13 protein-coding genes are annotated in these 24132 nt (G+C 53.6%); 6 read left to right on the top strand and 7 right to left on the bottom strand.

Features of this window, described 5'->3' with window-relative positions; genetic code table 11:
- The first annotated feature begins 130 nt into the window (after positions 1–130).
- Complete coding sequence (locus tag AC1DF0_RS07095) at positions 131–1000, top strand: helix-turn-helix domain-containing protein (RefSeq protein WP_477573502.1); 870 nt, start codon at positions 131–133, stop codon at positions 998–1000.
- Positions 1001–1008: 8 nt separating this feature from the next.
- Here the strand turns inward: AC1DF0_RS07095 and AC1DF0_RS07090 are convergent, their stop codons facing one another.
- On the bottom strand, positions 1009–1884 hold the full coding sequence (locus AC1DF0_RS07090) for a helix-turn-helix transcriptional regulator (RefSeq protein WP_442049983.1): 876 nt from the start codon (positions 1882–1884) through the stop codon (positions 1009–1011).
- Between the two features lie 119 nt (positions 1885–2003).
- Here AC1DF0_RS07090 and AC1DF0_RS07085 point away from each other — a divergent pair, with 119 nt between their 5' ends.
- From AC1DF0_RS07085 to AC1DF0_RS07070, 4 genes are read left to right on the top strand one after another with little or no spacing between them, the layout of a single operon-like run.
- A complete protein-coding gene (locus AC1DF0_RS07085; protein WP_477573501.1) occupies positions 2004–3155 on the top strand; it encodes a glycoside hydrolase family 88 protein in 1152 nt (383 codons plus the stop codon).
- Entirely contained in the window at positions 3124–3810 is a 687-nt protein-coding gene (locus AC1DF0_RS07080; protein ID WP_477573500.1) for a hypothetical protein, read from the top strand. Before AC1DF0_RS07085 ends, AC1DF0_RS07080 begins: the two co-directional genes overlap by 32 nt.
- Before the next feature lie 44 nt (positions 3811–3854).
- Complete coding sequence (locus tag AC1DF0_RS07075) at positions 3855–7853, top strand: glycoside hydrolase family 2 protein (RefSeq protein WP_477573499.1); 3999 nt, start codon at positions 3855–3857, stop codon at positions 7851–7853.
- A 49-nt stretch (positions 7854–7902) separates the two neighbouring features.
- Positions 7903–8886: an alginate lyase family protein gene (locus AC1DF0_RS07070; protein WP_477573498.1), complete on the top strand. Its 984-nt coding sequence runs from the start codon at positions 7903–7905 to the stop codon at positions 8884–8886.
- 382 nt (positions 8887–9268) lie between these two features.
- On the opposite strand, the gene AC1DF0_RS07065 is transcribed toward AC1DF0_RS07070, so the two are convergent.
- From AC1DF0_RS07065 to AC1DF0_RS07050, 4 genes are all read right to left on the bottom strand, one after another.
- Positions 9269–13804, bottom strand: a complete 4536-nt coding sequence (locus AC1DF0_RS07065) for an Ig-like domain-containing protein (RefSeq protein WP_477573497.1) — start codon at positions 13802–13804, stop codon at positions 9269–9271.
- A gap of 62 nt (positions 13805–13866) precedes the next feature.
- Positions 13867–14736 carry a carbohydrate ABC transporter permease gene (locus AC1DF0_RS07060; protein WP_477573496.1) on the bottom strand — a complete coding sequence of 290 codons (870 nt, stop codon included), beginning with the start codon at positions 14734–14736 and terminating at the stop codon, positions 13867–13869.
- A 20-nt stretch (positions 14737–14756) separates the two neighbouring features.
- A complete protein-coding gene (locus AC1DF0_RS07055) occupies positions 14757–15656 on the bottom strand; it encodes an ABC transporter permease (protein WP_477573495.1) in 900 nt (299 codons plus the stop codon).
- A gap of 80 nt (positions 15657–15736) precedes the next feature.
- Positions 15737–17320, bottom strand: a complete 1584-nt coding sequence (locus AC1DF0_RS07050; RefSeq protein WP_477573494.1) for an extracellular solute-binding protein — start codon at positions 17318–17320, stop codon at positions 15737–15739.
- 310 nt (positions 17321–17630) lie between these two features.
- On the opposite strand from AC1DF0_RS07050, the gene AC1DF0_RS07045 reads away from it, so the two are divergent.
- Positions 17631–19982: a helix-turn-helix domain-containing protein gene (locus tag AC1DF0_RS07045; protein WP_477573493.1), complete on the top strand. Its 2352-nt coding sequence runs from the start codon at positions 17631–17633 to the stop codon at positions 19980–19982.
- A gap of 92 nt (positions 19983–20074) precedes the next feature.
- On the opposite strand, the gene AC1DF0_RS07040 is transcribed toward AC1DF0_RS07045, so the two are convergent.
- A complete protein-coding gene (locus tag AC1DF0_RS07040) occupies positions 20075–21316 on the bottom strand; it encodes an NAD(P)/FAD-dependent oxidoreductase (protein WP_442049993.1) in 1242 nt (413 codons plus the stop codon).
- An 87-nt stretch (positions 21317–21403) separates the two neighbouring features.
- Positions 21404–24052, bottom strand: coding sequence for a winged helix-turn-helix domain-containing protein (locus AC1DF0_RS07035; RefSeq protein WP_477573492.1), 2649 nt, complete (start codon positions 24050–24052; stop codon positions 21404–21406).
- Positions 24053–24132 lie beyond the last annotated feature (80 nt).

Here is a 24132-nt window from a genome sequence, read left to right as displayed (position 1 = left end):
TAACTATATAAGCTCAGCGGCTCAGCGCACAGGTTCATAAGCGACTTTTTATAGCACGATTTCTACCTTCCGGATCGTAAGGCATGCTAGAATAAGATAAAGATTCCTTATGTAAAGGAGATGGCTGGACATGCAATGCCTGGAACTAACGATTCCTCCGCTGCCGCAGCTATTACTGATTGGCCACGCCTTCTGGCCGCCCGGTCAACAGCACTTTGTCCGGTCATTCGATGTATACGACATGCTGTTCGTCATGAAAGGAACGTTGTATATAACGGAAGATGACGTGCCCTACGAAATCAAGGAAGGCTCCATGCTTGTGCTCGAACCGAACCGGACGCATGTCGGGCATCGCCCATGCGAAGAGACAACCGAAATCATTTGGATTCATTTTGTTCATCCAGAGCCTGTTCGAACGATCGACAGCGGGCACATCCCTTGGTCGCACCCTTCTGCCAAAGGTACGAATCACGATGTCGAACCGCACCGGCAGGTCATGTATATTCCGAAGTTCACAAGCGTGCACGCCCCGGACATCCTCCCGTTCCTCCAGCGGATGCTGGAGCTGCATCATACGTTATCGCCCGCAAGCTCCTTGCCGCTGCAGACGCAGCTGGCCGGCTTGTTCGTAGCGTTGCAAACGGCCGTGCATAACAAGTATGTTCCACGCTCCAGATTGCTCTGCGATCAAACGATTGCCTACCTGCAGCAGCATCTGACCCGGCCTTTCGACGCGAAGCATATGGCGCAGAGTCTGCATTTTCATTTCGACTATCTCGCCCGATGCCTCAAGAAATATACGGGCATGAGCCCGCTTCAATACTTGCATGATCTGCAAATCAAGCAAGCCAAATCGCTGCTGGAGGGCACGGAGCTCTCCGTATCCGAGATCGGCCAACGCATCGGCATCGAGAACGCCAACTATTTCATTCGCTTGTTTCGCAAACAAACGGGAATGACGCCGGGACAATACCGGTCTGCCCGAATAGGCCGAGCTTAAGCAAGTAACTACTTGGCGGAATGTTGCAGCGCCGATCGGTAGTCCAGCGGCGTCATGTTTTTATGTTTTTTGAACAGTTTGCAAAAGTATGGGGCGCTTAGTCTCCCTACCTCGCGGGCGATCTGTCCCACCGATTTGTCCGAGTTCCCCAATAAAACGCACGCTTCGCGAATTCTTCTAACCGTGACGTAATCCGTAATGGATACGCCGGTGTATTGCTTGAACAGATGGGATACATAGTAGGAAGACAGGTGCAGCTCTCCGGCCAGCTGTTCCAAACGGAACGGCTCCCTGAAATGTTCCTCGATCCAATCCATAATGGCTTCGATATGACTGGTTTTCTTCACGGACCAGCCTTCCGGCGGCAGCTCCGCATGGGTGATGACCGACAACTGGAGATGACGCAACAAGGCAATCATGAACAAGATGCGCGCCTCTTCCAGATCATCCCCCGCTTCCCGAATAGCCCCTGCATGTCCCTCCATCAGTCCACACATTCGGCTTTCCGCAAATGCGAACTTCGGCGTGGGCAAAGCACCTTTGGCCAGCAAATGAAGAAAGGATTGAAGCTTCGGATAAGGAGTGAGGTAAGGCTCCAAGTACCGCGGATCAAAGGTAAGATTGCTTCGTACATACTTGGCGTCTTTACGGCTCGGAATTTCCACCCGGTGCAGCTGGTAAGGCTGGAAGCAGAATAACACGCCGCCCTCCAATTCATAGCTGGCGCCCTCTACCTCCACTAGACCTTGGCCCTCATGAATAAATAACAACTCCAAACCTTGATGCGCATGGAATTTGAGAAAATGATCATCATTCCACTCATCCCGAAACGCAAAGTGGAAGCTGCTGTGACCTAGGTCCACGTGCTCGATGCGAGAAGCCAATTCTATCGCCCCCTACGTTACGAGAATCGCAATTCAGCTATATTTTAGCACAACCTAGAATCATTCGTCCGGTTATATAATGGAGGCAGCTTTTCACAAAAGAAATGGAGGTTGCCGCCATGTGGGCACAAGCGATCGAAGACGCGCTGACTGTCGTTTCCCGAAATATCGAACGGTTCGAAGACCAGTTTCCCCTTACGAGCTCCCAAGGAAACCGAATCTACCGATTGACTCCGAACAATGATTGGACCGAAGGTTTCTGGAGCGGACTTCTCTGGCTGTCTTATGAATACACTAACGATTCCCGTTATAGAAATGCCGCTATGAACACGGTAGCCAGCTTCCGCGAACGTCTCGAGAATCGGGTCAATCTGGATCATCATGACATCGGATTTCTATATTCCCTCTCTACCAAAGCCCATTGGATTGTGGAAAAGGACGAACAATCCCGCGCGATTACCTTGCGGGCTGCCGATGTACTGCTGGAGAGATGGCGCGAGGTGCCGGGCATTCTGCAAGCATGGGGACCTAAGGACGATCCGCAAAACGGCGGGCGAGTCATCGTGGACTGCCTGATGAATTTGCCCCTGCTGCATTGGGCCTACGAGCAAACCGGCGACGAGCGATACCGGCAAGCTGCCGCCAAGCAAACAGCTATAAGCCGTCGTTTCCTCGTGCGCGGCGATGACTCCACCTACCATACGTTCTACTTCGATCTATCGACAGGAGATTCGATCCGCGGCGGCACTCATCAGGGCAGCCGGGACGGATCGACTTGGACAAGGGGGCAAGCCTGGGGTATCTATGGTTTTGCGCTTGCCTATCGCTATATGCGGCAACCGGATTTGCTGAATACGGCCAAGCGATTGGCGCGTTATTTTGTCGATCGGCTTCCCGAGGACGGCGTCGTGTATTGGGATTTTGACGTACCTCAGGTGCCGGACACCAAGCGGGACAGCTCCGCTGCAGCCATCGCCGCAGCCGGCATGCTCGAAATAGCCGAGTTGCTGCCAGAGGGAGACGCCGATCGGGATTGGCTGATAAGCGCGGCCGAACGAATGGTCGCGGCGCTTGCCGAGAGCTATTCCACGAAGGGAGAACAAGATGCCCAAGGACTTCTCAATCGAGGCTCTTACGCCGTCCGGCTTGATATTTCTCCGGATGATTATGTCATCTGGGGCGACTATTTTTACCTGGAAGCTTTAATGCGACTGGAGCGCGGAGTACCCGGCTATTGGTATGAGCGGCAACGAGGACAGAGTGGCGAATAATAACCGGAGGCGACTTATGCAGCGTTATCACTACCGGGCGCAATGCCGTAATGGCATCGATCCTGAATCGTATTTCCGCGATACACTGCCCGAGCTTAAGAGCCGAATGAAAGACCTAGGCGTTCGACAGCTTAGTTTGTTCCGTTGGGGTTCCCACCTGTTTCTATATTTCGAAAGCGCGGCGGAACACGTCGATCCCCTTCGTCTCTTCCTCGATTGCGAAGCGGAGCTGATGGACTGGCCTGGAACGGACATCGCCAGAAAATGGGTGCCGATGATGGACATCTTTCACTATCAGCAGCCTGTGAGCGAGAAGCTATGGCGTCGGCACGAGACTGCGTCTAAGCCTTTTGCCCGCATCGCCCGGCTGAAGCCTGAGCAGGTAGCCAGTTATATTTTCTACCATTACCAATACCAGGAGGAACGCCCCGGCGACGGGGACAAATATGGAATGATCGCCCTTCATGAGAATCTGATGTTTTTTTATTCCGAATTTCCGGCCACCGTCGAACCTCCTCCTTACGAAGGCAAGCTCTCCACCTCGGGCACGCCCTCGGACTGGGCAGCGACGATGGAGCCGCATTTCATCATGTGGGACGAAGAGACGGATGGCTCTCTCATTTGGCTGGAAATCCCCTTGGTGATTCAAGCTTGACGAGAACTGAGTGACGGACTGCGAAGGAAGAGGAGCGTACAGTGATGAGAACATCGATATGCTTGAACGGCGAATGGGATTTCATGCCCTTGTATGAGAACCACTCTGGCTTTGATCTCCCAACGGAGCTTGATTATGACGATCGAAAAATACAGGTGCCCTCCAGCTGGAGGGCTTCCTACGTTCGGGCTTCGGGAAAAAGCTTCGGGGAAATACCCGAGCACGGGTATTCCCCATATGATTTGCACGGTTATCCGAAGGAATGGACGCAGGCCGATGCAGGCGTTCTTCATCGGGAGTTCCGGCTGCCGGATACGATGACGGGTGGCACAAAACGTATCTTCTTGCGGTTTGACGGCATTATGCAAAAAGCAGCCGTTTACTTGGACCGCAAATTGATCGCGATATGGGAAGACGGCTATCTGCCGCTTCTGGCGGATGTGACGGAAAACGTGCAGGCGGGAACCACGCACCAGCTCCATGTCGTCTGCGGGAATTTCGACAAAGTGACGCTGCCTTCCGGACAAACCAAGCTTACCGGCCTCGTCGGTTCTTGGTTCGGCGCCATGGCTAGAGGAATTTGGCAAGATGTATATGTGGAGAGCAGACCTGCCGTTACGCTGTCGGATATCGCCATTTGCACGTCAGTCCGGGAAAAGCGGTTGGAAGTGGATGCTAGAGTTTCGGTTTGTGGTCAGCTTGCGTTATCACACGAACCTCCGCTCAAAGTACGGCTCAATGTCCGGGAAGCCGCTAAGCCAACTTCTGCTCCCGTACTCTGCGCCGAAACTAGCATCCCGAATGGCATCGATCTCGCCCAGCACGGCCTGGTCACCTTCCGGCTCGACTGGACGAACCCCAAGCTATGGAATCCGGATCAACCGTTCCTCTATCGGCTGGAGCTCGAGCTTCTGGACGGCGATAGGGTCGTAGATGCAGTGTCGGAGCGGTTCGGCTTCCGCGAAATTTGGACGGAAGGCCCCCGTTTCATTCTTAATGGTACGCCGATCAATCTGCGCGGCGATTCATGGCATTTTCAAGGTGCCCTGCAGCAAACGGAAGCTTATGTGCGTAATTGGTATCGCATGTGCAGAGAAGCCGGAGTCAATAGCGTAAGGCTTCACGCCGAGCCCCACCCTTCCTACTACCTGGATATTGCCGACGAAGAAGGGATGCTGATCGTCGACGAAACCGCTATATACGGCTCCAGCAAGTCGATGCAGGCCGATCATCCCGATTTTATCGCGGGCTGCAAGGACCATATCCGAAGATTGGTGGAACGGGATCGGAATCATCCCTCCGTTATCCTATGGAGCCTGCAGAACGAGATGCGCTGGGTAGACGGACGCGACGGCTTCAAGCAGCAAATCCCATCCATGATGGACATCATTCGCGAGCTCGATGGTACACGGCCTTTCATTCTTGAAGGCGACAACCGACTCCTTCCCAAAGAGCTTACCGAGGTAGAGAGCTTGCACTATAACATTGACGGCACGATCGCCCAATGGGAGCGGAAGTCGCCTCTCGTATTCGGCGAGCATGGCGGCTGGTGGTATGTATGTCCTCAGAACAGCAGTATGTACGTAGGGCATGCAGCGTATCGGAACACCGATGAATGCGTAATAGGACTAGCCGAGAAAGAACGGCTGTTCATCGAATATGCGAGGCGGCAAGGCGTATCCGGAATATCCACCTTCAACTTTGCCCATTACTTCATGCGCGCTATGCCTGAGATGGATATTCCGCTTCCGATCTCCAGCCTGGATACTCCGGGACCGAAGCCGACTGTCATCCCGCGGTATTCATTATCGCTGAACAATGGCATGCTTCCGGAACCATATCCGTTATATGTGAAAAACCCGTCGTTCGACATGCTGGCCGCTTCCTTCAAGCCCGCAACCATGATTGCTATTGAGTATAACCGCTCCTTCTTCGACGACAAGCCGATTGTCAGAAGCTTCGACGTATACAATGATACGCTTCAACCGCGCCGGACGCGTATTGCTTTCGAAGTACGGCAAGGCGGCAAGCTCATTCATGAGGAACTGCTCGAATTCGCGCAAGCACCTGCTGATCGCTCGACCGCAACCGTCTCATGGAAGCCGGAGCCTGTCGGAGAGGTTTCGGTTATGCAGCTACACGCCGTGATGCAGCACGATGACGTACCCGTTCATGAGCTTGATATAAGCTACAAGCTCTATCCTTCACGTCTTAAGACCGATCCCGTACAGGTAGGGAGACCGGTCGTATACTTGGGCGGCGAACAGGATTACGGCCTGATCAGCACGCTTCATCCGAAGTGCAAGCTTCTTGAACCTTCGAGCATCGGGGAGCTTTCGCCGGATCATCTGCTGATTGCGGGAAGCAAGCTGGAGGATGCAGACGGCCAGCTTGAGCAGGCGCTCAATCGTTTTGTCTCCGGAGGGGGTCGCGTTCTGATGCTGGAGCAGCTCCATCTGTCCCTCGGCAATCTGGCGATGTCTAGGCAAGACTTCATAAGAGCCCACTCCGGCAGCTATGATCATCCCATCCTTCAGGGGCTGTACAACGATGACCTGATGTTCTGGCACGAAGAGCTCCGCGAGGATGGCCCTCTTCCGATTGTTCATGCTGCGTTCGAGAAGCCCGTCCAAGGCAACTTCACGATGATACTGGAATGCAGCGCGGGCGATTTCGGCGACGGCGGCGATCTGTGGTCGCCTCTTATCGAATACCGGAGCCGCCATGGGCTTTTCATCGCCAATCAGCTGGAGCTTACGGCGGGCTTCCATGAAGTGCCTCAAGCCTGCCTCCTGCTGCGCAATCTGCTTGCGTACGCCGGGAACATCGCCACGAACGAGGTACGCACGGGAGCTATCGTAGAACCGGGCGGGCAAGCGGATGATTTCCTTCGCAAGCTTAACCTGACATTCGACGTGCTGCCGGAGCAGGCGCTAGCTTATCTTGAGGTATACGGCCTCCTACTCGCCGAGCCTCATTTGCTCGCGAAGCCGGAAAATGCACATGCGTTACGGAAATATGCGGCAAAAGGCGGCAACGTTATGATCCTTCCTGCGGAGGCCGGTCAGGAAACCGTTTTGAGCGCTTTGCTGGAGCGTCCTGTCACGCTTCGCAAACAGGAAACGTATCACTTGGAGGCCGACTACAGCTTGCCGGAAGTGCAAGGATTAAGCCCAGTCGACTTGTTCGGCTTCGACAAAGTATTTCTGTCACCCCGGGAAGTCGTGAACCGTCCGCTCGCTTCGTACAGCTTGGCGGCAGCCGGTACGATTGCGCTTTGCGCGAGCGTAGAAGGAACGGCGTGGAAGGATTATTTTGCAGGGCAGCATACGGATGAATACAGCAGATTGGCTCTCGTGGAGCTCAATCGCGACAAGGCGCAGCCTTCGGGAGATTATGTGCTGCTGACGGAATCGGGCGCAGGGCGCATTCTGTTATCCCAGCTCCTTCTAGAGCCGGAGAGCGATAAGTCCATCCGCCTGTATACGAGGCTGCTCGCCAATCTTGGCGCGGCGTTCGAAGAAGAGATTCTGACGCGTTCGAAAGGTGATGCGGCGTGGGCCGTTGAGAAGGTGATGGCGCTCCCCTGCCGGTCGTATATGGATTTCGAAGCAATGAGAGCTTATTATACCGATCCCGAATTTTCGCTTAACAATTTGGGAGAAGGATTATACGGCTGGATGCAGAAAAAGGAGCGCGGCCGCGATGACGGAGTCTTCCGCATCTATAATCCGGGCGGCGAGAAATGGTTTCTGAGCTGCTTCGTGCATGTGCTGGAATCGGAAAACCATCCTGCTGACGAAACGCGTATAGGCAAACTGCAAGTGAATGCGAACTGCCATTACGAGATTTATATAAACGGCAGCCTCGTCCCCGATCCCGAGGATCGTTTGGAGCTGCAAGCCGGCATTAACCGCCTTATTGCCATCGTGTCGGGCACGGAAGAAGATATCCGCTTCGGCCTCGTATTCCGAAATACGGACGGTACCTATATGAGAAATCTACAGTACCGCCTGACGATTGATGAAGTGGAGCCCAAATAAGAATGGCGGAATTCCATAATCATGTTAAGGGAAAGGAACACACGCGCTTATGAATAACTCGACTGCTTCGGACGCGCTGCTCCGGCTTGCCGACGAAAGTCTGTCGGCTCGCTGCCATGCCGTTCCCGTATGGACCATTCCCGGCTTTTATTTCGATGCGGCTGGACATCAGGTTGCCAAGCGCCTTATGGAAGCGGACGCTCAGGCAGCCTTTACGACAGCGATGGCGTACAGGCTGACGGGCGTCAATGCCTACGCCGACAAAGCGATAGAGCTAATCTCCGGCTGGGCGGCTGTCAATCAGCAATTGGCGGGCGATGACGGCCCGCTTGTGTCCGCCTACTTGGGAACAGGACTTATACAAGCGGCACTGCTTATCAGCGAATATGAGGGCTTGCGTAAGGAGCAACGCGACCTCTTCGTCCGTTGGATGACCGAGGTTTGCTTGCCGGAGTGGGATCGCATCCCGCTCCGGAACAATTGGTGGAGCTGGAGCTTATACGCCCAGCTCTCTCTGTTCCGCTTCCTCGGCGACAAAGATCGCTTCGCCGAGCAAGTCGACCATTACAAGGAGCACATCGATGCTTCGATTGCCTTATCGGGATTCATTCCGGAAGAAACAACAAGAGGAACGAAGGCCATCTGGTACCATTACTTCGCCCTCGCTCCACTTACGGCTGCGTGTAAGCAGATTCTGGACTTTACCGGCGAGGATTTGTTCCGCTGGGCGACGCCAAGCGGCAAAACCATCAAGAAAGCGCTCGACACCCTGCTCTATTACGCGGACGGCCGCGCCGAGGAATGGCCGTACGACAAGGAACAGAACGTTCCGGCACCGCTCGCTTCCGATACATGGCCGCTCGATTTGTTCGAGGCGATGTCCGCGGTGTACGAGGATTCCGAATACGATCGATTCGTCTCTCCCTATCGTCCGATCATCGGCAATCGGAATAGGAGCAGCGGCTATTTTCAATCCTACGCGTGGGTGTTCCCGGAGCTGCATTTGGTTTTGAGTGGAAAGCTTCCAACCTAAAAGCTTTCTGTAGAGTAAGCAAGTACCTTTGATTGGAGAACATACAGCCTAATACGCCCAATTCTCTCGTTTCCGCCAACGTCGCCTTATTAGCCTGCACGAAATCCAACCAAACTGCTTATTTGTCGTCATTTCGCCCATTAGCCTGTATGAAATCCAATCACCTCCATCTAGTTAAAAGACTCGCAGCTACTTCGCTGCGAGTCTTTTCTTTCAGTCCTCGGTCTATGTTGGATTCTCGCAGTAACTTTTGGGAGTTTGGGGCGCTCCAACCACGCTCCCATCAAACCAAGTTACTGCAGATATCCAATATAGATAGCCTCACTTGAATGAGATAAAGGAGGCGCCCCAAGCCATCGGCTATCAGGGCGCCTCCTTTACTTTATTCTTCCGATTCCATACCGGCCAAGATATAGTTAGCATCCCGCAGCAGATAAGCAGCTGCTTCTGCCTCGATATGCTTGCCGCTCTGGGCCTCGACATGATGGATGAACGTTTCCAATTGACCATGATCCAGCTTCTGGATCAGGCTGTTCGCGATGCCGTGATTGTCTATCCACGACATCTCCCTGAACTGGCCGACAAGCGCCTTTAATGTATCCACGTCGGTATAGGTGGTGAAGGTTACCGTGTTTTCCCCGGTATTTCCCGCCTCGTCGCTAACGGATACCGTGAACGTGTGCGAGCCTAAAGCCAGCGTATACAGCGGAATCGCCGCTCCATACACGACAGGCTGACCATCCAGCAAAGCGGCAGCACTGCCGGAATCCACTCCGGATAACGCATCGATGGCATCCCAGGACAGAGTCATCGTTTCCGTTCCTGCATAAGCTCTCTCCTCCGGTCCCGAGACGGTGAGCTCGGGAGCGCTGGCATCCAGCTTAAAGCTCAACGTTTTGGCGGCTTCCCTATTCCCTTCGTTGTCGACCGAGCGATAGCTCAAAGTATGATTGCCGTCCTGGCTGAAAATCAGAGGTTCCCCGTAAGGCTGCCACGTCACTCCGCCATCGGCGCTGTATTCCGTGACCGACACGCCGGAGCTTTCATCCGCCGCATGCAGCTCGACCGTCACGGGTCCCGTATGCCAGCCATCCGTCTCTTCGGGCAGCTCCGGGGTAACAACGGCTGTCGTTACGGGCGCAATCCGATCGATCAACGTAAACGTGATATCGTCGAACCGCATCTCGTTGAACCCGCCTACATAGAATCCAACCGTTCCCGACGCATGGTGCTTGGGATCGGAACCGCTCAGCTTCAGCTCCCCGTTCACATACACGCGGATGCTCGCGCCATCGGCCACGACTCGAACGTTGTATTCCGTATTCGGCAGCAAGTCCTCCGCGGCAACGTTGTTCGTTTGAAGCACGGCCCACGTCGGATCGTACAGGATCCACTGCGAGGTGCCGTCGGCCAGCTTGCGGTAACCGATCTTGCCAGAGGTACCGGAGGCGTTGCGGTCATACACGTAGAACGTCCCCTGGGCCGGCGTTTCGGCAGGCATAGTCAGCTTGAAGGTCAAATCGTAATTCGTGAATAACTTAGGATGAAGCGCCGAAGCGCCCTTCACGATCTTATACAGCTTGTTGCCGCCAACTGTCGCGATGCTTCGGTTCGGGTCGACCGGCCAGCCGTTCGCGCCCGAATCGAAATCCGTGAAATGAAGGATGTCCGATACCGTAATCCGGGCCGAAACCGAAGCTGCCGGGTTGGCGACGGACGTAACGGTAACCGTCGTCTCCCCCTTCGCTAAAGCCGTAACCGTACCGTTCTCATCGACAGAGGCAATGTCCGGATCTGCGGATTGCCATACGACGGATCGGTCGGCGGCATCCGACGGATCGAATTGAACCTGCAGCTGCTGCTGTTCGTCCACCACCATATTGATGTTGCTCTTATCCAGCAGCAAGCCTGCTACATCCGTCGTCGGTACGCTGAACCTGATATCGTCGAACAGAAGATAGTCGAAGCCGCCCGCATAGAACCCGACCTTGCCCGAAGGGTTAAAAGTCGGATCGACGGCTTTCAGTTTAAGCGCACCGCCGGCATATACGCTGATCTCCGCCCCTTTGACGATGATTTTCATATCGTATTCGGTATCCGGCAGCAGATCCTGGGAAGCAAGCGTATTCTGCTTGACGGTAGCCCAAGCCGAGTTGTAGAGCAGCCAGGAGGATGTGCCGTCCGCATACTTCCGGTATCCGATTCGTCCCCCGCTGCCGGTCGGATTCAGCCGGTCGAACACGTAGAACGTAGCCAATTCCGGGATGACCGGCGGCGTCTTCAGCTTGAAGGTCAGCTCGTAATGGCTGAAGTCGTTCTCGTTCAGCGCGGTCGCTCCTTTGAGCAGCTTATACGCGTGGTTGCCGCCGTCCCCTTCGACGATGCTTCGGTTCGGGTCGCTCGGCCAGCTATTACGGCCGTTCTCGAAATTCGTAAAGTCCATAATGCCGTCTCCGACTTCGACGGTGACCTGAACCTCGTCCCGGAGGAGCGGATTGTCGGCGGAAACCGCCGTTACGGTAGCTTCCCCTAGACTAACCCCCTTCAGCTTGCCGTCCGCATCGACCTTCACGACCGCTGGATCGCTGGAGGTATACAGCAGCGTATCGTTGGTAGCGTTCCAAGGAACCACCGCCGAGTACAGGGAAAAGCTTTTCCCGATACCGATTGTAATCGTATCGTCATACAGCTCGACATCCGTGACGGGAATGACGTCCGGAGCCAGATAAGGCCCGGCCTTGCCTACGATTCCCATGTTGCTGAACGGAACATCTTGGAAGCCCGGTATTTGCTGGAACACTGCCGCATCAGCCTTCAGATTCAAGTCGCCGCCCGCCAAGTCGACGAAGCCCGGATCCTGATTCGTGATCCAGTTGTTCTCGTATTGCACGAGATTGAACTTATCGTAGGCTCCGTTCGCGTTCGTCGTGCTGCTTCTCGGCTTCGTCGGATTGTAGATGACGTTGCTCTGGAACGTATTCGTGTCCGGATAATAACGGTTCTCCGTAAAGAAATTCGCCAGCTCCGGATATTTCGTCAAGTGAGGCATCTCGACGAAATCGTTGAATCGATCGAACAGCGCGTGCCACGGACCCATATAGTTTTTGGAAATTTGCTGTTCCGGTCCGTCTCCCAAGTACAGATCCGCATAATCATACGGAACTTTGGCGTCGATAAAGAGGTTGTTGCGCGTGCGGATATGAGCGCCCCCGTTGTTCAGAATGGCGGAATTGCCCATACGGTAAAATATATTTTCTTCTATGGTAATGCCCATCGTGAAGTTATCCGGATACACACCCTGTACGCCGGCTTTGCCCTCCCCGATGTGATGGAAATAATTGCGCCGGATGACCGTTCCCCGTTCCTGCGGCGCTGCGCCCAAATTCATATAGATGGCGCCAAGGTCCGAGAACGTTTTGCACACGTCATAAATATTGTTGTATTCCACGAGATGGTCGTTGCCAAAGATGAGGATACCCGGGTGAGGCGCGTCGTGGATTTCATTGTGGGAGATGCGGTTTCCCGCCCCGGTCAGGATGACGGCAGGGTTATACGCTTTATGATAGTAGGCAAAATCATGAATATGGCTGTTCTCCACCACGTTATTGCCCGGCGCAAGCGAAAGCCTGTCGCCGCCGTTCAGAATGACCCCCGTTCCACCGACATGGTGGATATGGGTGCTGATGATCGCATGGTTCACGCCTGATGCTTTGGCAAAATCGTCATACAACCATCGGCTCTGCGTATTGATCCGTACGCCGCCTTCGGTGAAGTTGCGGATCTCGCAATGCACCAGCCGGACATGGCTGCCGCCCATGATGACCGCCGCCGAATCGCGGCCGTTCTCCAGGATCAGATCCTCGAAGGTCACGTAAGACGTATTCACGGCGTTGATCATGGGAGTCTTCAGCATGCTTACGGTAATCTCGGGGGCTTCCGCTTTAAAGGCGGCCGTCGGCAAGAAATACAGAATGCCTTGGCTTCGGTCGATATAATACTCCCCCGGCATGTCGATCTCTTCCAATAAGTTCTGGGCAAAATGGAAGTCGGGATACCAGTTTTTGAACAGGCCGCTCATCTCGCCGTAAGCCAACGTAATGGATTTATTCGCCGTGTCGATGGACGCGATCCGGTTGTACGACCATTCCCAGCTGTAGCCGAAAATCCCGTCCAGCCATATATCGTCCGCTTCGGTCCACAGCTCCGGCCGATCATACGTGTACGTGAAGGTCCCTCCCCGTGTCTGAAGATCAGGATCCTTGCGAGTAGGACCCGGATCGAGGATGTTGCCTATCTGGACCGTTCCGTTGTTGGGCCATCTTGCGAGCGTCATGCCTTGACCCTCGACGTACAGCTCCATCGGCGGGGTTTGGCTGACATCGTTGGCTTTGTAATAGCCGTGACGGCTCATAACGCCGAAGTCGGTAATGCCGTGCGCCGTCAGGTCAACCTGCACGACCCTCGACCTGGCATCGGTACTGATGATTCGGTTAAGAACCGAAGCGTCCGTTACCGGGACGAACCAGCTTTTGTCCAACAATTGACCGCCGTTCAGCGAAACGGACTCGCCGGGATAAGCGCGGTAAGTGATCGGTTTGTCCGCCGTCCCCGAGTCCTGCTCTTCCAGCAGAAAGCTCCCGATCCGGTTATATACACCGCCCCTTAGAAAAACCGTTACGCCGCCGTCGGGCAGCCCCGCCGGGCTTTGCTTCAGTCCCCGGATCGCATCTCTGGCTTTCTCGAGCGTAAGGAAAGGAGAGGCCTCCGACCCGGAATTGGAATCGCTTCCATTTTGGGATACGTAAAATACGGCTCCGGGACTTGGGGGCTCCTCGGCTTGCACGCCCGCAGCGGGGAAACTGGCCATCATTAAGACCATAATCCATAATACGCTCATCCATTTCCATTTTCTCTTCATCCTTCATTCATGCCTCCTTAGAGATGGAATATCCGAAGAGGGAACCTTTCGGTTCCCGTATCTTAACCTTTCACCGATCCGATCATCGTCCCTTTCTCGAAGTATTTCAGCAAGAACGGGTATATCACGAGCACGGGCAAGGAGCATACGATGACGGATGCCATCTTCAGACTCTCCGGCGCAGGCGGTACCAGGTTCGTTGCCGTCGTGAACGGGTCCAGCTTATTCTCGATAAGAATTTGCCGTATGACTTGCTGCAGCACGTACTTCGATTGGTCGGTCACGTACAGCAGATTGTCCATGAAGGCGTTGATATGATGAACGAGCGACCAAAGTCCGATCGTCACCAGCGACGGGATCGATAGCGGCAGCACGATGCGGAACAAAATCTTCATATCCCTTGCCCCGTCGATGCGGGCCGCTTCGATCAAGGCGTCCGGAATCGAACGGAAGAACGAAAGCATCACCAGCACTTGGAAGGCGTTAGCCGCCGTTGGCAATACATAGACCCATAGCGAATTCAGCAGATGAAGCTCTTTGATTAACAAGTAATTCGGTACGATGCCCCCGTCGAAGATCATGGTGAACAGCAGGAGCAGCACCAAAGCGCGCTTCATAGGAAAATCGGGCCGCGACAGCGGATACGCCGCGCAGACGGTGACGAGCAGCGTCAGTAAGGTGCCCACGCCCATGCGGAACAATGTATTCGCGTAGCCCGACCAGATGAACGGATAGTCCAGCAGCTCCCGGTAAGCCGTCCACTCGAAGTCCCGGGGGAAGAAATGGAATCCGCTCCGAAGCGCCTCTCCGCGGCCGCTGAAGGAAACCGCGATCACATGGATGAACGGATATACGACGACAAGCGCAAGCATCGTTAATATGACGTAGATCATAGCAGGCGCTATGCGATCCTGCCATTTTTTTGCCTTCATGACTGACTTTCCTCCTGCTTCTACCATAACCCGCTCTCCCCTCGGCTCAGTTTCCTTACGGTCAGATTGGCGCCTAGTATGAGCAGAAGACCGACCAGCGACTTGAATAAGCCAATCGCCGCCGTGTAGCTGTACTGGAACTGCTGCAGACCGACCCGATATACGTAAGTGTCGATAACATCGCCGGTTTCATAGGTAACCGGGTTAAGCATATTGATGATTTGTTCGAAGTTCGCGCTTAAGAAGCCGCCCAAGCTCAAGATGAACATGATCGCCACGGTTGGCATGATCGACGGTATATTAATCTTAATGATCCGCTGCCAGCGGTTCGCGCCGTCAATGATGGCCGATTCCTGCAGCTCCGGGTTGATTCCCGACAATGCCGCGAAGTAGATGATCGAACCCCAGCCGAGATCCTTCAGGATGGCGGAGACGACGACGATAGACCGGAAGTACTCCTTCTTTCCCATGTAGAAGACCGGCTCTCCGCCGAACCATCCTACGATATCGCCTACGACGCCGGTCGTCGGCGACAGAAAATAGATGATCAGCCCCGACATAATGACCCAAGAAACGAAGTGGGGCAAATACATCGTCGTCTGAATGAATCGTTGGAAATACCGGGATCGAACCTCGTTAAGCAGCAGCGCCAATACGATCGGAGCCGGGAAAGCGAAGAGCAGCAGGTACAAATTGAGGAGCAGCGTGTTTTTGAGCAGCCGGTAGAAGTCGCTGTTTTGAAACAGCTCTTGAAAATGCTGAAGCCCCACCCACGCGCTTCCCCATACCCCGTCTACGACCCGGAAATCCTTGAATGCTATGATGACGCCGTACAACGGACCGTATTTGAAAATGAAGAAAAACAGAAAGGAAAACAGAAACAGCGTAAAAAGCTCTCCATGCTTGCGTATGGTTTTCATGCTACACTTCCTTGAACCTTGCCCGCCTTATCCGCAAGAGCCGTAAGTCTTAACCAGCCCTTGCGGGTCGGCGGAATCGGTTATTTTTTGAATTGCGCCTGGTACATCTCGTTCGCTTCCTTCGTCAGCTCGTCGCCGCCTCTTGCCTTCCATTCCGTGACGAACTTATCGAATTCTTCGAGCGCAATTTCGCCGCTAATAATTTGGGCAAAATATTTCTGCATCAGCGAGGTCAGATCGCTCTTGTATTTCCCGTCGGACGGCAATGCCGAGAACAACAGCGCATCGGTATGCCCCGGTGCGGACGAATACGTCCCGATCGCTTCGTTCAGCTTCGGATTGGAATATTTCTGGCGGTACGCTTGCGTCGTAATGTTGCCGAGGGAGAACAGACGGATGCCTTCTTGGTCGCGCTGCTCCTGCTTCTCGAAGCTGGACAAGAACTTCGTAGCGCCGGAAGTCGCTCCGCTCTCCACGAAATCCCAATGCGTCCCCTTCAATCCAAGGGTCGTCATATTGATCGTTTCTTCGTCGCTGCTTTGCGCGCGCAAGATTTCGAACAGCTTCGCGAGCTTCTCCGGCTGGTCCTTCACCTTATTGCCGATGACGACAAAGTTGCTCTTCACTCCCCAATCCCATGAGCCGTCGCCGCCGGGGCCTACCGGATTCTTCGCGAATACGAGCTCCGATTCCGGATTCAAGGACTTCATCTCCGTCACGGTACCGGATTCCGGAAGCGCGCCTTTGGCAATCTGCTCCTCGATGACGCCGATCCGGTTATTGTAGAGCTTCTTGCGGTAGGAATCCTGCGTATCCGTAATGAATTCAGGGTCGATGACGCCGTCCGCATACCATTGACGCAGCTTAGCCAATGCTTCCTTCGTCTCCGGCATGACGGAGCCGTTGACGATCTCTCCGTTCTTCTCATGCCACATCGTCGGCTCCACGCCGAACGCCCCGAAGATCGAATAGAAGCCGGAGGACCAGGTGGACGTTGCCGTACCTGTCAAACCGTACGTATCTTTTTGGCCATTGTTGTCAGGGTCTTTCTGCGCGAATGCGTACACCGCCTGCTCGAACTCGTCGAGCGTCTCCGGCACTTTCGTGATGCCGACTTGATCCAGCCAATCCTTGCGCCAGAGCATCGCCAGGTCATAAGGCTTCAGATCGATGAACATCGGAATCGCCCATAGCTCGTTATTGAACGTAACGGTTTGGAACAGCTTGCTGTTTTTCTCGATATCGGTGTAATACTCGGGCATTTTCTCCTTTAACATGTTCGGATCGATGCTCATGAGAACGCCTTGATTCTGGTACGCCGCCACGTTGGCCGGATCGCCCAGCATGAAGATGTCGGGAATGTCGCCGGAAGCGATGCTTGCATCCGTCACCTTCACGGGCTTGATCTTCACGTTGAACTTCTCTTCCAGCCACTTCTGAACCTGGGAGTTCTCTACGACCCCGGCAGCTTGAAAGTGGATGCCCCATGTAATTTCCACCGGCTCCGCCGCTGCTTCATCTGTGCTGCTTGGGTTCGGGCTGACATTTGGATTGTTCGTATTATTAGTAGTGTCGTTTGCGTTGGAGCTGCAGCCTGCCAATAAGCCGACCGCCACGATAGCTGCCATTAAGGCACTGCTTAATTTGTTCCGTCTAAATTGCAAAAGAATCTCCCCCTATGCATTCGGTATGATGACCGCATCCTCGCTCTTGCTCCCGGCCGGGTAATGGGAGCGGTTACAATATTTACGATAGCCTTCTCCGGCGGCGTTCACAATCCTTTCTTTCGCTCCTTTTTTATGTTTTTGGCGTTTTTGGCTGATTTAACCGAATTATGTTTTTCCGTTTTTCGTATGTTTTTCGGGCATCCGCTTCCCGCTCCGCGCATCTGTGATATAATTCCCCTGTTGGCGCCTCTAATTGACTTTCGAAAATGTAAGCGCAACCAACCGAGATCACAGGAGAGTGAATGCGATGCCGGGAAACCGTTCGATCAAGCATAACACGATGTTCGTCAAGCTGCTTCTTACCTTGACCGCCATTGCCGTCATCACCGTCGCGCTCATTGCCACGGTCACCTATTCGATCTCGGCGGACAACAGCATCCAGAACGCCATCGCGTACAATGAATCCATCCTGACTCAGCAGCAGGAGCTCATTCACAAGGAGCTGACCGCTATTAAATATAATGCGACCGGCATGATCGCGACCCAGTCGTACCTGTACCAGACGAAAGGGAGCAAATTAAGCGTCAGCTCCCTGATTGATTTGACCGGCTTCGTGGAAGAGCAGAAAAAAATAAGTCCTTACATCGACTCCATCTATTTATATTACGCTCCGCTGGAGCTTGTCCTGACGTCCCGTCCCGAAATCAAGACGTCTCCCATCTCCACCTTTACGGACCGTTCTTGGCTGGATATATGGAGCAAGCAATCGGAAAGCCGAACGACGTGGATCACGGGTCGGCCGAACGGCTTCGCGCCAGATCATCCCGCCGCCACCTTGCTTCAGAAAATGCCCTTGATCGGCCAAGTGAACGGCGCCATCATCATTAATTTGAAGCTGGATTTGCTGTTCGACGACTACTTAAGCCACTACCATAACAAAAAAGGCACGACCCTCGTCTTGGGGCCCGACTCCGAGCTGCTCTATTCCGATGCGGAGCCCGCTGCCGGCGAGTCTCTGCATCAACGGATTGACCTTGGCAGGCTAAGCGCCGAAAGCGGCTCCTACATCGACGATTCCGACCGGATCGTCTCCTATACGACCTCGGAGCTGACCGGCTGGAGGTTCGTCGACATTACGGAGCGTTCCGTTCTCCTGCAAGGGATGGACCGGATCAAAACCATTGTCGCCACCGTTGCGGCGGTTTACTTGATTGCCGCTATCGCGATTTCCTTCTATTTATCCAGAAGATTGTACCGGCCGCTTCAAAGCGTCATCTCTTATATCGGCGCTTCCGAAGACAGCCGGCGCGACGAGACCGGCTCGCCTGTTCCGGCGGGCGACGAAGCAGGCTTCATCCGTCATCGCTTCGACCAGATGATCCGCAATTGGGAGACGCTGATGAAGGAGAAGCGGCAGGTCGATTCCCTGCTTACCGATAACCGTACGGCCATTAAAGAGAAATACCTGAACGATCTTATTCAAGGCGGAAACGACGATGAACGCAGTCCCGAAGGCGCAGCCAACCAGGCGGCGGAATTGCTGGGACTGCGCCTTGATTGGGACCGGTATGCCATGCTGACGCTCGAGCTTGAGGAGCCTTACCCGGTGAAGGGCAGCGAAGGCATCTTCCATTTTCATCTTTTGCGATACGGGCTTATGGATGAGCTTGGCGCGGATATCGACGGAGAGGTGTTCGCCAAGGACGACAAGCGGACGGTCATTCTTCTCTCCGTTCCCATAGAGGCAGACGACTATCCGCTGGAGCAGGCCAAGAAGCTGAAGCAGCATGTGCTTTCCCGGTATGGCATATCCGTTACGATCGCCGTCAGCCGGATCTACACGGGGGAACAGTCGGTCCGCTCGGCTTATGAAGATACGATTGAAGCGCTGAATTTGAAAATGTACATCGGCAAAGGCGAAATACTTCCGTACGCTATTATTGAAGATTGGAAGGCGGAGGAAAAGGCTTATTATTATCCGTATGAGCTGGAGACGAAGCTGCAGCAAGCGCTGCTGCAGACGGATAAGGAGGAATGCTTCAAGACGATCCGCCAAATCACGCAGACCGCGATCGACAAGAAGCTGGGCAAGGCGAACATCCAGCAGTTGTTCTTCCAGCTGAGCGGAGAAATCGTGAAAACGCTCGTTCAGACAAGGGGCGATATGTCCGCCGTATTCGGCGACCGGACGGCTTACACGGAAGTGCTGGCACGCGCCGAAACGCTGTACGATATGGAGCATTGCCTCGTGGAAATGTGCGACCGGATTATCGACTATCATCGGGAGAAACGCTCCAAGATGACCGCCGTGACCTTGCAGCTGGCGACCGATTATATGGATGCGAACTTCAACAAAAACATTTCCGTGGATACGGTAGCCGAACATGTGCAGCGCAGCTCCTCCTACTTGAGCCGCATCTTCAAGGAGGCTACGGGAATGACCGTAGGCGATTATTTGATCCAGCTTCGCATCAAGCGGGCGATGGAGCTGCTCCAGCAGCTGGGACTTTCCATCGAGGAAATATGCAAGGAAATCGGGTACGCGAACGTAAGCTACTTCAATAAAATATTCAAAACCCGCACAGGTCTCACCCCGGGGCAGTACCGGCAGCAGCAAGCCGCCGACAAGCTTCATAGCCAAGTAGGCGAGCACTCTTGAACAACGAGGAAAGCCCCAAGCTCCTGTTTCTGGCAGGATCTCGGGGCTTTCCTCATCTGTATCGCTAATGTCATCGTTTCCCGGGATTACAGTTACTCCTGTACAATAGGATTTGACAGCATTTCACCAATCAGCCTTCCCAGCTCAGCAGGCTCGTTCGCATGATTATACATGCCGAGGAAAACGCTTGTTGCCTTGGGATGAGCGGCGATGATACGATTGACTGCATTTTGCTCATGCGTATACGGAACATTGCGAGTCATTTCGCAAGCTAATCCGAACATTGGCTGAAACTTGCTCGTCAGCTCTCTTTCATAATGCGACGCCATCTTCTCCCATTCGAAGTTCTCCAGCCCGTGCCTGACAAGAACCTCCTTCAGCATTCGGGCGCTATACATGGCATCATGCATCCCCTGCCCGACCGCGGGATCCTTGAACGTAAGGGCATCGCCTATCAAAGCCCACCCTTTGCCCATTGCTTCATGCCAATCATTGTCATAACCGAGCAACCCCCGAATCGGCCCCGCAGATTCGGCTTCCCCCAGTCTCTGGGCAAAGGACGTTTCTCCGAAACCGGTCTGAATGGCTTCTTGGAAGCCCGTCTCCGCATTTTCCTTCATACGGCTGAGCAAGTCCGTGTTCGTAAACGGAAACATCAATCCGACAACATGAAGCTGATCACTGGTCGGGAACACGATCGCGATATATTCCCCTAGCTTATAAAATTCCGAACAAGGACCATCATCTTGACGAAATCCTTTGAAGTAACCGACATAAGAAGCAAAGTCGGTAGGCGTTGACGTCAAGCATTTGCTCCCAGCCAATGCGCGTATCGTTGATCGTCTGCCGTCCGCGCCTACCACAAGCTTGGCCCTGTATTGCACGGCATCTCCACTGGGATGCACGCCCTCGATACCATTCACAATCTCACCATCGCGCAGCAGCCCAGTCACCCGAAACTGTTGCAGAGCATGGACGCGATCCAGCGAACAAGCATGCTCGAATAATATATGGTCCAAATGGGTCCGACGAATGCATAGGCATTCTAATTCTCCATTCACCTCGGGAAAAGTCCCTTCAATGACGGCATCCTCTAGCTGTACATAGGCCCGCTTATAAGTCGGAGTCCCTGTGGCGAGCAGCTTATCCAATACCCCCATCTCTCTTAATATCGCGAGTGAATTATTGAATACATTATGGGTGGATAACACGTCACTTGGAAAATGTCCTTTATCGACGAGCAGCACATCATAACCGGCACGCCCCAGTTCATACGCTAGCGTCGCTCCCGCAATTCGAGCGCCGACAATAATGATATCGTAATCCGTTCTCACCGTTATTTCTCCTCCTCGCTTTCGCTATGCCCCCATCATACCTCCGTATAGGTATGGTCAGCGTCTATCGAAAGATATAGAAGAAGGTTATAACTTGCCGAGCAGCCCGCTATTCTCCGCAATACGGATAGCTTGTACCCGACCCTGTGCCTGAAGCTTGCTGTACACCCGGTGAAGATGAAGCTTCACGGTACCTTCCGTCAGAACAAGCTCCGCTGCAATGGCTTTATTCGATAACCCCTGCGCCATGAGGAGCAATACCTCCCTCTCTCTCGCAGTTAAGGCATCTATGGACACTTTGGTGACGGCCTGCATATCCCCCTGTCCTGCAGTTCCCGAATGACGACCGAGCATTTGGATAAAAGCCCGTTCTTTGTCGGACCACACGGAGGAAAGTGAAGAAATCGTCTCATATTTGCCCAGACGCTGCATAATAGCAGGTCCCGCGTCCAGAAACGGCCGGATGCAATCATACTGGCAACCAACCCGAACCGCTGAAAACAGCAGACGTCCGCTCTCAACCGAATGGTTCCGGTTCGCGTGCAGCTCGCTAAGCTGGAGAAGCGCCTGGAGCTCGCTTAATGGATTGTCTCGTTTTGCTGCGAAAGTCCTTGCATCAAGCGCTATATCAAAGGCTTCCTCCCAATCTCCTAATCCTATTAAGATCTGAATATAAATGAAATCTTCATCGTTAGGGAACAAGTCACTGCTAGAAACAGACCCTCTTGCCGACCTCCGTTTGCGCTCATCCGCCCAATCGCGTGCAAATTGCGTGTTCCCTAATTGAAGCTCAAGCAGTGCCGTCTTTGCTGCAAGCATGTTATACCAGGTCGAAGTTTGCTGATGTTGAATGCGCAAATGCTCCATCGCATCGATTATGAGGTCAAGCGATGCTTGAATACGCCGTTCCGCGATTAGAATATTCGATAATAGGAGTACAGACGGAACGTAAGAACCGATTATACCGAATTTTTTGCCCAACCGAAGTCCTTCTTCTGCATAACTTCGCGCGAGCGGCAGCTCGTTGTTCAAATAACAAATCTCGGCCATTGCCGTCTGCTGGTAGGATGTAAAGGTACTTTCATGCATACCGTTCTTCTCGATAAATTCACCGTAGGCGCGATGATAGCTCTCGGCATTATTAATCCGGCCTCTAAATCCAAATTTACCTCGAATAAAAGGTACCGTTCCTTCATTAAGTTCAAGTCCTAGACTAAGCAGCAGCGGGGTCTCGGGATCAGGCAAGTCTTCTCTCTCCCCGTACTCTTGAATGAGCGCAAGAGCCCGATCGAAGTTGCCGCTCATGACCGAATGAAAGTTCTCAATAATACGGACCTCTTCCCGCATGCGGACGAATCCCAAGGTGTGCGGATCTGCTTTCATACTCTCTAATGCCGTATTAAGCTTGCGGAGCAGGACCTCGGCCAATGCCGTCCTTCCATCCATCAGATCAATCCAGAGCAAAAGCAGCAGATTGCCCGGCTCATTCACGGTATCCGCAGACAACCGCTCCAGCCAGCGGCGAAGCATGGCCGTCTCTCTTCCCTTCAACCAGACATGGGCATGCTGCTGTATCCATGTGGACGCCCTGCTCTCCTCATTAGCAGATAGCGCATGCTCAATGGCTTCCTCCAGGAAGCCGTGTCGTTCATACCATGCAGCCGCTCGGCTGTGCAACAACGTGATCGCTGCCTGGTCTTCGTCCTGAAGCTTGACGCGCAGGAAATCCGCGAACAGATGATGATACCGATACCACTCTCGTTCATCATCAAGGGGAATCAGAAACAATCCCCGGCGCACGAGCTGCTGCATTTTGTCTCTCGTATCGGATTCATTCATAACCGCACTGCACAAAGAAGGGCATAATCGATCAAGTATCGAGGTCTGGAACAAGAATCGCTTCGTCTCTTCAGTCATATGACTGAATACTTCTTCCATCAAATAATCGGCCACATGCCGATTGCGACCGGTCAGCGGCTTGATCACGCCGCCTAATGATCCACTAGAATAGGACAGTGCTGAAAGCTGCAGCATCGCCGCCCACCCTTCCGTATTACGAACGAGATGGCCATGGGTCATGCGATCCGGAGGGGCTCCAGTCTGTTTGTTCCAATAAGAATCTATCTCTGCATCAGTGAAACGCAGATCCGATAGACTAAGCTCATTCAGTCTTCCATTGACCCGCAAAGCGCCTAGCGGAATTGGGATTTCATGCCGGCTGATTAACATCAGGTGCACCGATGAGGGCAACTTGATCAGCCAATCGTACATTGACTCGTGTATGTATTCGGTTGTAATCACATGATAATCATCGAGGACGAGCATCAAAGGCTCGTCTTGTTGCGATAATTCTATTAACGTATTCAGCAGTTGTGCCGATAGCCTCTCAGGGGATTCGAACCCTCCGAGGTCCCCAGATAGATTAATATGGAGCGTCTGCTCCACTGCGGCACGCAAATAACGCCAAAATCGCAGCGGATCATTGTCCTTGGCATCAAGAGACACCCAGCCGTTGCTCAGACCCGCTTGCCGAATCCAGCTGCTTACAAGCGTCGACTTGCCGAACCCGGGCGGTGCGACAACCGTTGTAAGACGAGCACCCCGTGAACGTTCAAGCTGTTGATTCAATCTGTCGCGCGCTATATGTGAAGGGGAACTATCGGGCAAATAGAGCTTCGTCTTCAGCAGCCCTTCCGCCTGATGCGTCTCGAACGCCGCTTTATCAAATTCCGTCATATCCATTCACCTTTTCGCATTTTCCATATTACGAAGTATTCACGAATAAGCGGTCATATTCCTCCCTATTCACCCGGTGC

This window comes from Paenibacillus sp. 05T425 (genome assembly GCF_056396205.1).
The sequence above is the reverse complement of the archived record's forward strand: the minus strand, read 5'-3'. Positions and strand labels throughout refer to the sequence as shown.